The following is a 13,711-nucleotide window of genomic DNA, read 5'->3' on the forward strand; positions in this document are numbered from 1 at the left end:
GTCAGCGGGCGATGATCAGCGGATGCCCGCGCTCCGGGTGCGGCTGCACCAGCACTTGCAGTCCGAACACCGCTTGCAGTGTCTCCGGGCGCAGCACCCGCTCGGGCGTATCCAGCGCCACCGGTCGGCCGTTTTCCAGCAGCAGGATGCGGTCACAATAACGCGCAGCGAGGTTCAGATCATGCAGGATCACCAGCACTGCCGCGCCGCGATCGGCAAACTCGCGCACCGCTTGCAAAGTGGTGTGTTGGTGCAGCGGATCGAGCATTGAAGTCGGCTCGTCGAGCAATAGCGTTTGCCCGGCCTGCCCCGGCCACAACTGCCCCAGCACCCGCGCCAGGTGCACGCGTTGCCGCTCGCCACCGGACAACGCCAGATAACTGCGCCCGCTCAGATGCCCGGCATCGGCCGCCGCCAATGCCGCAGCGATGATTTCCTCGTCACGCACGCGACCGCTTTGATACGGCAAACGGCCCATGCCGACCACTTCTTCGACGCTAAAGGCAAAGTCCAGGGTCGACACCTGCGGCAATACCGCGAGCCGTTGCGCACGTTCGACTCGCGCCCAGTCATGCAATGGCTTGCCGTCGAGCGACACCTCGCCCGCGCTGGCGGCCAATTCCCCGCACAACGCGCCGAGCAACGTACTTTTGCCCGCACCGTTTGGCCCGAGTACGCCGAGCACTTCGCCCGCTTCGAGTTGCAGCGTGACCTCATCGAGCACGGTTTTGCGCCCGCGCTGAATCTGCAGTTTGTGCGCACGCAGCATCAGGCCCGCCCTCGCAGCAGCAGATAGAGAAAGAACGGTGCGCCGATGAACGCCGTGACGATACCGATCGGCAATTCCGCCGGCGCCAGCGCCAGCCGCGCCACCAGATCGGCAAGCAATAACAGGCTGCCACCAGCCAGCACCGAGGCTGGCAACAGCACGCGATGGTCGGGCCCGGCAAGCAGTCGCACGAGATGCGGCACCACCAGCCCGACGAAACCGATCATGCCCGCCGCCGCCACCGCCGCGCCGACACCCAGCGCGGTGCAGAACACCAGTTCACGCTTGAGCCGCTCGACGTCGATACCCAAATGCCCGGCCTCCGACTCGCCAAGCAACAACGCATTCAACGCCTTGGCCCGACGCGGCAGCCATAACGCGACACCGGCGCTGATGATCAGCAGTGGCCACAGCCGCGCGTAACTGGCGCCGTTGAGGCTGCCGAGATTCCAGAAGGTCAGCGTGCGCAGGGTCGCGTCATCCGCCAGATAGGTGAACAGGCCGACAGCCGAGCCGGCCAGCGCCGTCAGCGCGATGCCCGCCAGCAACATGGTTGCGACATGGGTCTGACCGTTACGCCGGCCGAGTCGGTAAACCAGCGCTGTTACCCCGAGCCCGCCGAGAAATGCGCACGCCGACAGCAGATACGGCGCGAAGGCTTCCGGCACTTCGCCAAACATCTCGCCGCCAACTATCGCAATCGCGGCTCCCAGCGCCGCGCCACTGGAAACCCCGACCAGCCCCGGATCGGCCAGCGGATTGCGAAACAAGCCCTGCATGGCGACGCCGGACAACGCCAGCACACCGCCCACCGCCAGACCGAGCAAAGTCCGCGGCAGACGAATCTGCCCAAGGATCAGTTCAGCCTGCTCCAGCCCGTCCGGCGGCAGCGGCACGCCCAGCAGGCGCAACGCTGCACGCAATGTGTCGAACAGCGGCAAGCTGACCGGTCCGAGGGCCAACGACAACCAGGTCGCCAGCAGACACAGCAGCGTCAGGCCGATGAACAGTCCGCGCGGTTTGACCAGTGGGGTCATTGGCCGCCCTTGGCTGGATAAAAACCATCAGTCAGGGTTTTCAGCGCGGCCGGCAAGCGCGGCCCGAGTCCGCCGACCAGCAGCGTCGGATCCAGCTCCATCACCCGCTCGGCCTTGGCCGCGCGGCTGGAACTCAAAATCGGATTTTCCTTGAATAGCGCAGTTTTCGCCGCCTCGCCGTTCAGCGCACGGTCGGCGAATACCAGTACTTCGGGATCGAGGCTGGCCAGGGATTCCACCGAAAACGGTTTGTAACCGCTATGGGTCGCGAGGTTACGCCCGCCTGCCTGTTGCAGCAGCCAATCGGCGGCGGTGTCCTTGCCGGCAATCAGCGGTTTGCCGCCGGCATGCCCGAGCAACAGCAGTACGCCTGGGGCTTTTTGTGCGGTTTGCGCCTCAGCCACCCGCGCCTGTTGCGCAACGAGTTGCTGTTGATACGTTTGCAGCAGTTGTTTCGCCTGCGCTTCTGCGCCCAGTAACTGGCCCAGACGAGTGAGGTTTTGTGTCAGCGTCGGCAGATCCGCTTGCGCCGAGAACAGCTCCACGCGGACGTTGGCTGCCTTGACCTGAGCCAGCACCGGCGGCGGGCCCATTTCTTCGGTGCCGATGAGCATGTCCGGGCGCAGGCTGAGAATGCCCTCGGCGGAAAGACTTCGCTGATAACCGATGCTTGGCAGCGCTTTGAGCGATTGCGGATGCTGGCTGGTGGTATCAACGCCGACCAGTTTCGCCTCGCCGCCCAGCGCACTGACCCACTCAGACAATGCACCGCCGGCGCTGACCCAGCGTTGCGGCAAATCAGCCGCGACCGCGTGATGATTGAACAGCCAGCCGACACACAGCGCAACAACGCGGATACTCAGGCGCATACACAGCTTCCTTGAACAAGGTTTCCCGGGCATCCGCAGAGCGAGCCAAGTATCCTCGACAAACTGCCAGACTCCCTGCGGGAGAGGGCTGCCATTTGATAATTGTTTGCATTTAAACGTCAAGCTCGGACATATCCAGACACGAGCAGACTCTTGAGGATAGCCATGAAGTTTCTCTGCGCCGGCGATGAGCTGGCCGAAGCCAGCAGTCGCGGCTTCGAAATCGACGGTGACAAACTGTTTGCCGTGCGCCGTGGCGGGCAGGTGTATGTCTATCTCAATCGCTGCCCGCACCGTGGCGTCGGGCTGGAATGGCAGCCTGACCGGTTTCTCGATCCCAGCAACAGCCTGATCCAGTGTGCCACCCATGGCGCACTGTTTTTGATCGAGGACGGAGAATGTGTCGCCGGCCCATGTGCCGGGCAATCGCTCACGGCCATTGAGTGCCGCGAAGACGCGCAAGGCGTCTGGATCGACGTTTAACCGTTAAGCCGCACCTCAAGTCGGCGATCAATGACCATTTCCTCGTGATCAAGGCGCACGCCGTAAGCCAGCACTTCCACGCCGCAGGCAACCGCTTCGCGCAACGCCTCGGCATAGGCCGCATCGATTTCCTCGGCCGGACGCACCGCTTCGATTCCGGTCAGGTTCACGCAATACAGTTGCACCGCACGAATGCCGTCACGCGCCAGATGCGCCAGCTCACGCAGGTGCTTGGCACCGCGCTGGGTCACGGCATCGGGAAACGCTGCCACCGCCGTCCCTTCGAAACCCAGCGTGACGCTTTTCACTTCGACATAAGCCGCGCCGCTCGGGTATTCGAGGCGAAAGTCGATGCGGCTTTTTTCCTGCCCGTAGGCGACTTCGCGCTTCAATGCGGTAAAGCCGTTCAGCTCGGTGATAATCCCCGCCTGCAAGGCTTCTTCGACCAGCCCGTTGGCCCGCGCGGTGTTCACGCAGAACAAGCGCCCCTGCGGGGTTTCGCCGATCTCCCAGGTTCCGGGCAGCTTGCGCTTCGGGTCGTTCGAGCGGCTGAACCAGACCTGCCCGCCCTCGACCTGACAATTAAGCATCGACCCGGTGTTCGGGCAGTGGATGGTCAGCAACTCGCCGCTAACGGTTTCGATATCAGCGAGGAAACGTTTGTACCGGCGGATCAGGCGTGCTTCTTCAAGCTGTGGATAAAAGCGCATCAGCCTTGCCAGCTCTTCAGGCCACGGGCGATACGCTCCACCGCTTCCTGTAAGCGATCAAGGTTTTGCGTGTAGGCAAAACGCACATGGTGACTGGCCTGATAGCGGCCGAAATCCAGCCCCGGGGTGAAGGCAACGTGCTCGGTTTCGAGGAAATGCTGGCAGAACGCGAAGGCATCGCCGCCGAACCGGCTGATATCGGCGTACAGATAAAACGCCCCTTCAGGCTCAACGGCAATGTTGAAGCCCAGTTCGCGCAGCGCCGGCAGAAGGAAATCGCGGCGACGGCCGAATTCGGCGCGGCGCTCCTCGAAAATCGCGATCGTCGCCGGTTCGAAACAGGCCAGGGCCGCGTGCTGCGCCATGCTCGGCGCGCTGATGTAGAGGTTTTGCGCAAGTTTCTCCAGCTCGCTCACCGCTGCGTCCGGCGCGACCAGCCAGCCGAGGCGCCAACCGGTCATGCCGAAATACTTGGAGAAGCTGTTGAGCACAAACGCACTGTCATCCACTTGCAGAACGCTGGCGGCATCAGTGCCGTACGTCAGGCCGTGATAGATCTCATCCACCACCAAATGACCGTGACGCGCCTTGATGGCGGTGGATAATCCCGCCAGTTCATCGCGAGTCAGAATCGTCCCGGTCGGGTTGGCCGGCGACGCGACCAATGCGCCCACGCTGTCACGGTCCCAGTGCCGCGCGACCAGGTCCGGGGTCAGTTGATAACGCACGTCGGGGCCGACCGGGACCAGTTGCGCCGCGCCTTCGACCAGACGCAGAAAATGCCGGTTACACGGGTAGCCAGGGTCGGCCAGCAACCAGTGCTTGCCCGGATCGACCAGCAACGCACTGGCCAGCAGCAGCGCGCCGGAGCCGCCCGGGGTGATCAGAATCCGCCGCGGATCGATGCTCAGGCCGTACCGTGATTGATAGAACCCGGCAATCGCCTCGCGCAACTCGGGGATCCCCCGCGCTGCGGTGTAGCGGGTCTTGCCCGCCGTCAGCGCCGCTTGCCCGGCGAGAATGATCGGCTCGGCAGTGGTGAAGTCCGGCTCGCCGATTTCCAGATGGATCACGTCGTGGCCGGCGGCCTGCAATTCATTGGCCCGCGCCAGCAGCGCCATCACATGGAACGGTTCGATCGCGCGACTGCGCGCACTGTAGGGGGCCATTGGAATGCCTTCGACGGGAAAAAAGAGACGATTCTACCTGTCTGCCGGAACGAGCGAGAACCCGTGAAGGTCACAGCCTCAAGAACGCTGGACTGTAACGATCTGAACGTACGCTCCAGGATTGACTAAAATCAGTGATTGAACAGGTCTCCATTCCCACAGACACGGCTTGCCAAACATCTGCAAGCGCCACCCGCCGGGGGCTCGACATCCGGGAGTAGCGCAGGCTGATTTGATCTGGTAAGTTCGCCCGCTTGCAGCCGCAGGGCCGGCAGGTGTCGGTGATGGAGCAATCCTGCGCAATGGATTACAAGAGTAGAGGCGGTCTATTTCATGTCCACCCAAGCAAAGCAACAGCAGCAAGCGACGATCAGCGGCTTCGAACCTTACGTTCCGAAGGCGGGTGAAGAGTACATGGGCGCTCCGATGCGCGCGCACTTCACCAAGATCCTGAACAAGTGGAAACTGGACTTGATGCAGGAAGTCGACCGTACGGTTGATCACATGAAAGACGAAGCGGCCAACTTCCCTGACCCGGCCGACCGTGCCAGCCAGGAAGAAGAGTTCGCCCTCGAGTTGCGCGCCCGCGACCGCGAGCGCAAGTTGATCAAGAAAATCGACAAGACTCTGCAACTGATCGAAGACGAAGAGTACGGCTGGTGCGAATCCTGCGGCATCGAGATCGGCGTCAAGCGCCTCGAAGCCCGCCCGACGGCGGATCTGTGCATCGACTGCAAGACCCTGGCGGAAATCAAGGAAAAACAGGTCGGCAAGTGATTTTGACCTGAACAAAAAACGGAGCGTGCGAACGCTCCGTTTTTGTTTCTACGATTTACCCGCCCAACCTGTGCCTGCCTTTGTGGGAGCGAGCCTGCTCGCGAAAGCGGTGTTCCAGTCAACATTCAATTGTCTGGAAGTGCGCATTCGCGAGCAGGCTCGCTCCCACAGGGATAATCTGAGTCAACTCTGAATAGCTTTATCGCCCCCATGACCGCCAAAACCTCCCCCGCCTACATCGGCCGCTTCGCCCCGACCCCCAGTGGCCACTTGCACTTCGGTTCGCTGGTCGCCGCCCTCGCCTCCTACCTCGACGCCCGTTCGGTCGGTGGGCGCTGGCTGGTGCGCATGGAAGACCTTGATCCGCCGCGCGAAGAGCCCGGTGCGCAAGCGGCGATTCTCAAGGCCCTGGAGAGTTACGGCTTCGAATGGGATGGCGAGATGGTGCGCCAGAGCGATCGCCACGACGCCTACGCCGAAGTGCTCAACAGCCTGTTCAATCACGGTCTGGCCTACGCCTGCACCTGCTCGCGCAAACAGCTCGAACCCTACAACGGTATTTATCCGGGTTTTTGTCGCAATGCCGGCCACGATCAGCAGGACGCGGCGATCCGCCTGCGCGTGCCGGAGCTGGAATATCACTTCATCGACCGCGTGCAGGGCGAATACCGTCAGCATCTGGGCCGGGATGTGGGCGACTTCGTAATCCGCCGTCGCGACGGGCTCTACGCCTATCAACTGGCGGTGGTGCTCGATGACGCCTGGCAAGGCATTACCGACATCGTGCGCGGCGCCGACCTGCTCGACTCGACGCCACGCCAGTTGTATCTGCAGGAATTGCTCGGTCTGCGTCAGCCGCGCTACCTGCACCTGCCGCTGATCACCCAGCCGGACGGCAACAAGCTCGGCAAGTCGTACCGCTCGCCGCCGCTTGCAGCCGATCAGGCCACGCCGTTACTGCTGCGAGCCCTGCGCGCACTGGGGCAGAACCCCGGCGCTGAACTCGCCCACGCTTCGCCGCGTGAACTGCTCGCCTGGGGCAGCACGCACTGGGATGCGACGAAAATCCCGCGCTCACTGACCTTGCCCGAGGCGCAACTGCAATGACGCCCCTTGCAGTCACACGCCCATCCGTTACCATCGCCGCACGTTTTCGGGCACGCGCATAAAAAAGAGAGGCCGGGATGTACATCTATCGCTTGGTCCTGCTTTTAGTCGTGGGGATCTACCTGTTTTCCCCCGCCATCATGGATTGGTGGATCGACGCGACGGGCGCTTGGTATCGCCCCTATCTGCTCTGGCTGATCCTGATTGTCGTGACCTTCATCCTGCAGAGCCAAAAAGATGCCGATGAGCTTTAGCCTGACCCAGATGATCCTGGTCAGCGCCGCGTACCTGGCGGCGCTGTTTGGCGTTGCCTGGGTCAGCGAACGGGGCATGATCCCGCGCGCGATCATTCGCCACCCGCTGACCTACACCTTGTCGCTGGGGGTCTATGCCAGTGCCTGGGCGTTCTACGGCACGGTCGGCCTTGCCTATCAATATGGCTACGGCTTTCTGTCGAGTTACCTGGGCGTGTCCGGTGCGTTTCTGCTGGCGCCAGTGCTGCTTTATCCGATCCTGAAAATCACCCGCACCTATCAACTGTCGTCGCTGGCGGACCTTTTCGCGTTTCGTTTTCGCAGCACCTGGGCCGGCGCGCTGACCACGATTTTCATGCTGATCGGCGTACTGCCGCTGCTGGCCTTGCAGATTCAGGCCGTGGCCGATTCGATCGGCATCCTCACCGGCGAGCCGATCCAGAGCCGCGTCGCCCTGGCATTTTGCGCGCTGATCATTCTGTTCACGATTTTCTTCGGCTCGCGCCACATCGCCACCCGAGAGAAACACGAAGGGCTGGTGTTTGCGATTGCCTTCGAGTCGGTGATCAAGCTGGTCGCCCTCGGCGGCGTCGGCCTGTATGCGCTGTACGGCGTGTTCGACGGTCCGCAACAACTCGAACTGTGGCTGCTGCAAAACCAGACCGCCCTCGCCGCGTTGCATACGCCGCTGCAGGAAGGGCCGTGGCGCACGCTGCTGCTGGTGTTCTTCGCCTCGGCGATCGTCATGCCGCACATGTACCACATGACCTTTACCGAAAACCTCAACCCGCGCTCGCTGGTCAGCGCCAGTTGGGGTTTGCCGCTGTTTCTGCTGCTGATGAGCCTGGCGGTGCCGCTGATTCTATGGGCCGGGTTGAAACTCGGCGCCACGACCAACCCGGAATATTTCACCCTCGGCATCGGTATCGCCGCCAACAGCAAACCGCTGGCGTTGCTCGCCTATGTCGGCGGGCTGTCGGCGGCCAGCGGGCTGATCATCGTCACCACGCTGGCGCTGTCGGGCATGGCGCTGAACCATCTGGTGCTGCCGCTCTATCAGCCACCGGCCGAAGGCAATATCTACCGCTGGCTGAAGTGGACCCGTAGAGCGCTGATCGTGGCGATCATCATGGCCGGTTTCGGCTTCTACCTGATGCTCGGTGCCGAGCAGGATCTGGCCAACCTCGGCATCGTCGCGTTCGTGGCGACCCTGCAGTTTTTGCCGGGAGTGCTGTCGGTGCTGTACTGGCCGACCGCCAATCGTCGCGGGTTTATCGCTGGTCTGCTGGCGGGGATTCTGGTCTGGGTGGTTACCATGCTGTTGCCGCTGGTCGGCAATCTGCAGGGTTTCTACATTCCGCTGCTGAACATGATTTACGTGCTCGACGACACCAGTTGGCACATGGCGGCGATCGCCTCGCTAGCGGCCAACGTGTTGATGTTCACCTTGATTTCGCTGTTCACCAACGCCAGCCCTGAAGAAGCCAGTGCCGCCGAAGCTTGCGCGGTGGATAACGTGCGCCGTCCGCAACGCCGTGAACTGCACGCCGCTTCGCCGCAGGAATTCGCCACACAACTGGCGAAACCGCTGGGAGCGAAGGCGGCGCAGAAAGAAGTCGAGCAAGCGCTGCGTGACCTGTATCTGCCATTCGACGAGCGCCGCCCGTACGCCTTGCGCCGTTTGCGCGACCGCATCGAGGCCAACCTGTCCGGCCTGATGGGCCCGAGCGTCGCCCAGGACATGGTCGAAACCTTCCTGCCGTACAAGGCCGGCGGCGAAAACTACGTCACCGAAGACATCCATTTCATCGAAAGCCGCCTCGAGGACTACCACTCGCGCCTCACAGGACTTGCCGCCGAACTTGATGCGCTGCGCCGCTACCACCGCCAGACCCTGCAGGAATTGCCAATGGGCGTCTGTTCGCTGGCCAAGGATCAGGAGATCCTGATGTGGAACAAGGCCATGGAAGAACTCACCGGGATTGCCGCGCAGCGTGTCGTCGGCTCGCGCTTGAGTACCATTGGCGAGCCGTGGAAAGATCTGTTGCAGGGCTTCATCAATCTGCCCGACGAGCATTTGCACAAACAGCACCTGGCCCTCGATGGCCAGACCCGCTGGCTGAACCTGCACAAAGCGGCGATCGACGAGCCGCTGGCCCCGGGTAACAGTGGTTTGGTGTTGCTGGTGGAAGATCTGACCGAAACGCAGATGCTAGAAGACAAACTGGTGCATTCCGAACGTCTGGCCAGCATCGGCCGCCTTGCGGCGGGCGTGGCCCACGAAATCGGCAATCCGATCACCGGCATCGCCTGTCTGGCGCAGAATCTGCGCGAAGAGCGCGAAGACGACGGCGAACTGACGGAAATCAGCGGGCAGATTCTCGAGCAGACCAAGCGCGTCTCGCGCATCGTTCAGTCGCTGATGAGTTTTGCCCATGCCGGCAGCCATCAGCACAGCGACGAGCCGGTTTGTCTGGCGGAAGTGGCGCAGGATGCGATTGGCCTGCTGGCACTGAACCGACGCAATTTCGAAGTGCAGTTCTACAACCTGTGCGATCCCGATCATTGGGTCGAAGGCGATCCGCAGCGGCTCGCCCAGGTCCTGATCAACCTGCTCTCCAACGCTCGCGACGCCTCGCCGCCGCACAGTGCGGTACGGGTCAAGAGCGAAGCCGGCGAACACACGGTCGATCTGATCGTCGAAGACGAAGGCAGCGGTATTCCGAAGAACATCATGGACCGATTGTTCGAACCTTTTTTCACTACCAAGGATCCGGGTGAAGGCACCGGTCTGGGCCTTGCACTAGTCTATTCCATCGTTGAAGAGCATTATGGACAAATCACCATCGACAGCCCGGCTGATGTCACCAGCCAGCGCGGCACCCGTATCCGGGTGACATTGCCGCGTCATGTCGAAGCGACGTCCGCTGTGAACTGAGACCGTCGAGAGTATCGAATCAATGCCGCACATTTTGATCGTCGAAGACGAAACAATTATCCGCTCCGCCTTGCGCCGCCTGCTGGAACGCAACCAGTACCAGGTCAGCGAAGCCGGTTCAGTGCAGGAAGCACAAGAACGCTTCACCATTCCTACGTTCGATCTGATCGTCAGCGATCTGCGCCTGCCGGGCGCGCCGGGCACCGAGTTGATCAAGCTCGGCCAAGGCACGCCGGTGCTGATCATGACCAGCTACGCCAGCCTGCGCTCGGCGGTCGATTCGATGAAGATGGGCGCAGTCGATTACATCGCCAAGCCTTTCGACCACGATGAAATGCTGCAAGCCGTGGCCCGCATCCTGCGTGATCGTCAGTCGGCACCTGCTGCCGCTGAAACCGCCTCGAGCAAGCCTGCCACTGGCAACGGCAAAGCTTCTGTGGATAACAGCAACAGTGAAATCGGCATCATCGGTTCCTGCCCGCCGATGCAGGATCTGTACAGCAAAATCCGCAAAGTCGCGCCGACCGATTCCAATGTGCTGATCCAGGGCGAGTCCGGTACCGGTAAAGAACTGGTGGCCCGCGCCCTGCACAACCTGTCGAAACGCGCCAAGGCACCGATGATCTCGGTGAACTGCGCGGCCATTCCGGAAAGCCTGATCGAGTCCGAGCTGTTCGGCCACGAGAAAGGCGCGTTCACCGGTGCCAGCGCCGGGCGTGCCGGCCTGGTCGAAGCGGCGGACGGCGGCACGCTGTTCCTCGACGAGATCGGCGAACTGCCGCTGGAAGCCCAGGCGCGTCTGCTGCGTGTTTTGCAGGAAGGTGAAATTCGCCGGGTCGGCTCGGTGCAGTCGCAGAAAGTCGACGTGCGCCTGATCGCCGCGACCCACCGCGATCTCAAGAGTCTGGCGAAAATCGGCCAGTTCCGTGAAGACCTTTATTACCGTCTGCACGTGATTGCGCTGAAACTCCCGGCCCTGCGTGAGCGTGGCGCCGACGTCAACGAAATCGCCAATGCCTTCCTCGCCCGCCAGAGCGCGCGCATCAACCGTACCGACCTGAAATTTGCCGCCGATGCCGAACAGGCCATCCGGCATTACTCCTGGCCGGGTAACGTGCGCGAGCTGGAGAACGCTGTCGAGCGCGCGGTGATTCTCAGTGAAAGCCCGGAAATTTCGGCCGACCTGCTGGGCATCGACATCGAGCTGAGCGATCTGGAGGACGACGAGTTCATCGGCCTGCCGCCGCAAACCGGCGGTAACGCCAGCAATAGCAGCCATGAGCCGACCGAGGATCTGTCGCTGGAAGACTACTTCCAGCACTTCGTCCTCGAGCATCAGGACCACATGACCGAGACTGAACTGGCGCGCAAACTGGGCGTGAGTCGCAAATGCCTGTGGGAACGCCGTCAGCGTCTGGGCATTCCACGGCGCAAAACCGGGGTAGCGAGCGAGAGCTGAACGTTACCTGTCGCGTGCGCGGGTAACGCATGAGATTGTGAAAAAACTGTTACCGCAGTCGATTCACGTAACAGAAGCCGGGGTTATCGGTAACGAAACCCCGGCTTTTTTTTGCCCCTGCAAAACGGTTATATCGACCTAACCGCTTGTTTCACTGGGGTTCGCAAAAGTTGGCACGCACCCTGCTATATGTTTGGTACAAGAACAATAACAAGCAATGTACAAGACAATAAAAATAAGACGAATCGACTCACGCACAATAAAAACAAGACGGCGAGAGGCGCAGCTAACTGATTCTTTTGGAGAGGCGTTGTATTTGGGGCTTGCCCCACGACCAGGCCGAGAACAACAAAAACTGTCCTAAGACAGAGCCTGTACTGGTTGGATCGACAGATCACTGCAATTCAGCGACCAAAGCAATCCGTTTGCTCTTGGCTCCCGATTGGGAGGGTCACGAAGGAAACACTTCGTGGCGAGGGCACTCAACAAAAACAAGAAGCCCGAATCAATAATAAAAAGAGCACGCAACTACTTCTTGGGGAGCTTCGGCTCCCCTTGTGGTTTCTCCCATCAGTAGAAAATCCTCCGATCACCCCCGCTCCACCCTTGTAGCTTGCGGCTTTCAGCTTGAATCTGCTGTGTCCTACACCATCCCTCGACTAAATGCTAGAATCTGCGCCCATCATGCGGTCATTCTTTGGTATGGCCGAACATTCCTTCAAACAGTGCATCCCATGCTGAAGAAGCTGTTCCAGTCATTCCGAACTCCCGTGCGTCGTACGCAACACATCCGCAGCACCCCTGAAGTGCTCAACAGCGGTCAACACTCGCTGCAGAAAACGCAATTCAGCCGCTATGCGGTGAATATCGTCGAACGCCTGCAAGGTGCCGGTTACCAGGCGTATCTGGTCGGCGGTTGCGTGCGCGACATGCTGCTGGGCATCACGCCCAAGGATTTCGACGTCGCCACCAGCGCCACGCCCGAGCAAGTGCGTGCCGAATTCCGCAATGCGCGAATCATCGGCCGCCGCTTCAAGCTGGTACATATCCATTTCGGTCGCGAAATCATTGAAGTCGCGACCTTCCGCGCCAACCACCCGATCAACGAAGACGACGAAGACAGCAACCAGTCTTCGCGCAACGAGAGCGGGCGGATTCTGCGTGACAACGTTTACGGCACGCTGGAAGAGGACGCGCAACGCCGCGACTTCACCATCAACGCCCTGTATTACGATCCGGTCAGCGAGCGCATCCTCGACTACGCCAACGGCGTACACGACATCCGCAATCACCTGATCCGACTGATCGGCGACCCGAAACAGCGTTACCAGGAAGACCCGGTGCGCATGCTGCGGGCGGTGCGTTTCGCTGCCAAGCTCAACTTCGGCATCGAGAAGCACACCGTGCAGCCGATCCGCGAGCTGGCGCCGATGTTGCGCGAGATTCCTTCGGCGCGACTGTTCGAAGAAGTGCTGAAGCTGTTCCTCTCGGGGCACGGCGCGATCACCTTCGAAATGCTCGTCGATCTGCAACTGTTCGCCCCGCTGTTCCCGGCCAGTGCCGATGCGCTGGAGTACAACCCGGAATACACCCACACGCTGATCAGCGAAGCCCTGACCAACACCGACCTGCGCATCAAGCAGAACAAACCGGTGACCCCGGCGTTCCTCTTTGCTGCGTTGTTGTGGCCTGCGCTGCCGGCGCGCGTGTTGCGCTTGCAGGAACGTGGCATGCCGCCGATTCCGGCGATGCAGGAAGCCGCCCATGAGCTGATCGCCGAGCAGTGCCAGCGCATCGCGATTCCGAAACGCTTCACCATGCCGATCCGCGAAATCTGGGACATGCAGGAGCGTCTGCCACGGCGCAGCGGCAAACGTGCCGACCTGTTGCTGGACAACCCACGCTTCCGAGCCGGGTACGATTTCCTGCTGCTGCGTGAAAGCGCTGGCGAGGAAACCGACGGCCTCGGCGAATGGTGGACCGACTACCAGGACGCCAACGACAGCGAACGTCGCGACATGATCCGTGATCTGGGCGGCAAGGGTGACGACGCCAGCGGCGCACCACGCAAGCGTCGCCGCAGCAGCGGCGCCAAGCGCAAACGCGCCGGCGCACCGAGCGCTACAGGCGAGTAAGGCA

At 61.5% G+C, this 13,711-nt stretch carries 12 protein-coding genes; 7 read left to right on the top strand and 5 right to left on the bottom strand.

Going from position 1 to position 13,711, the window contains the following annotated elements:
• Position 1: 1 nt before the first annotated feature.
• The 3 genes from ACGSLL_RS27580 to ACGSLL_RS27590 are packed head-to-tail and all read right to left on the bottom strand — an operon-like array spanning position 2 to position 2,675.
• Positions 2–769 (bottom strand): heme ABC transporter ATP-binding protein, encoded by a 768-nt coding sequence (locus tag ACGSLL_RS27580; RefSeq protein WP_394508601.1) that lies wholly within the window; start codon positions 767–769, stop codon positions 2–4.
• Positions 769–1,752, bottom strand: a complete 984-nt coding sequence (locus ACGSLL_RS27585; RefSeq protein WP_394508623.1) for a FecCD family ABC transporter permease — start codon at positions 1,750–1,752, stop codon at positions 769–771. The genes ACGSLL_RS27580 and ACGSLL_RS27585 overlap by 1 nt, the downstream gene beginning before the upstream one ends.
• A gap of 50 nt (positions 1,753–1,802) precedes the next feature.
• The gene (locus ACGSLL_RS27590) at positions 1,803–2,675 is read right to left on the bottom strand and encodes a heme/hemin ABC transporter substrate-binding protein (protein ID WP_394508602.1); all 873 of its coding nucleotides are present in this window, start codon (positions 2,673–2,675) and stop codon (positions 1,803–1,805) included.
• A gap of 165 nt (positions 2,676–2,840) precedes the next feature.
• Between ACGSLL_RS27590 and ACGSLL_RS27595 the strand changes: the two genes are divergently transcribed.
• Entirely contained in the window at positions 2,841–3,158 is a 318-nt protein-coding gene (locus ACGSLL_RS27595; protein WP_394508603.1) for a Rieske (2Fe-2S) protein, read from the top strand.
• Here the strand turns inward: ACGSLL_RS27595 and sfsA are convergent.
• On the bottom strand, positions 3,155–3,868 hold the full coding sequence (gene sfsA / locus ACGSLL_RS27600; RefSeq protein ID WP_394508604.1) for a DNA/RNA nuclease SfsA: 714 nt from the start codon (positions 3,866–3,868) through the stop codon (positions 3,155–3,157). The two genes, ACGSLL_RS27595 and sfsA, sit on opposite strands and share 4 nt — an antisense overlap.
• On the bottom strand, positions 3,868–5,037 hold the full coding sequence (locus ACGSLL_RS27605) for a pyridoxal phosphate-dependent aminotransferase (protein ID WP_394508605.1): 1,170 nt from the start codon (positions 5,035–5,037) through the stop codon (positions 3,868–3,870). Before ACGSLL_RS27605 ends, sfsA begins: the two co-directional genes overlap by 1 nt.
• Before the next feature lie 333 nt (positions 5,038–5,370).
• Here ACGSLL_RS27605 and dksA point away from each other — a divergent pair, with 333 nt between their 5' ends.
• The 6 genes from dksA to ACGSLL_RS27635 all read left to right on the top strand — a co-directional run bounded on the left by dksA (position 5,371) and on the right by ACGSLL_RS27635 (position 13,707).
• Positions 5,371–5,814, top strand: coding sequence for an RNA polymerase-binding protein DksA (dksA, locus tag ACGSLL_RS27610; RefSeq protein WP_101157646.1), 444 nt, complete (start codon positions 5,371–5,373; stop codon positions 5,812–5,814).
• Positions 5,815–6,024: 210 nt separating this feature from the next.
• Positions 6,025–6,921: a tRNA glutamyl-Q(34) synthetase GluQRS gene (gluQRS, locus tag ACGSLL_RS27615; protein ID WP_394508606.1), complete on the top strand. Its 897-nt coding sequence runs from the start codon at positions 6,025–6,027 to the stop codon at positions 6,919–6,921.
• 77 nt (positions 6,922–6,998) lie between these two features.
• Entirely contained in the window at positions 6,999–7,175 is a 177-nt protein-coding gene (locus ACGSLL_RS27620; RefSeq protein ID WP_003176118.1) for a hypothetical protein, read from the top strand.
• Positions 7,159–10,113 (top strand): sensor histidine kinase, encoded by a 2,955-nt coding sequence (locus ACGSLL_RS27625; protein WP_258447983.1) that lies wholly within the window; start codon positions 7,159–7,161, stop codon positions 10,111–10,113. The genes ACGSLL_RS27620 and ACGSLL_RS27625 overlap by 17 nt, the downstream gene beginning before the upstream one ends.
• Positions 10,114–10,135: 22 nt before the next feature.
• Positions 10,136–11,572: a sigma-54-dependent transcriptional regulator gene (locus tag ACGSLL_RS27630; protein ID WP_394508607.1), complete on the top strand. Its 1,437-nt coding sequence runs from the start codon at positions 10,136–10,138 to the stop codon at positions 11,570–11,572.
• A gap of 734 nt (positions 11,573–12,306) precedes the next feature.
• Positions 12,307–13,707: a polynucleotide adenylyltransferase PcnB gene (locus tag ACGSLL_RS27635; protein ID WP_394508608.1), complete on the top strand. Its 1,401-nt coding sequence runs from the start codon at positions 12,307–12,309 to the stop codon at positions 13,705–13,707.
• The last annotated feature ends 4 nt before the right edge of the window (positions 13,708–13,711 follow it).

Source organism: Pseudomonas retamae (assembly GCF_043496865.1).
In the GTDB taxonomy this organism is placed as follows: Bacteria; Pseudomonadota; Gammaproteobacteria; order Pseudomonadales; family Pseudomonadaceae; genus Aquipseudomonas; species Aquipseudomonas retamae.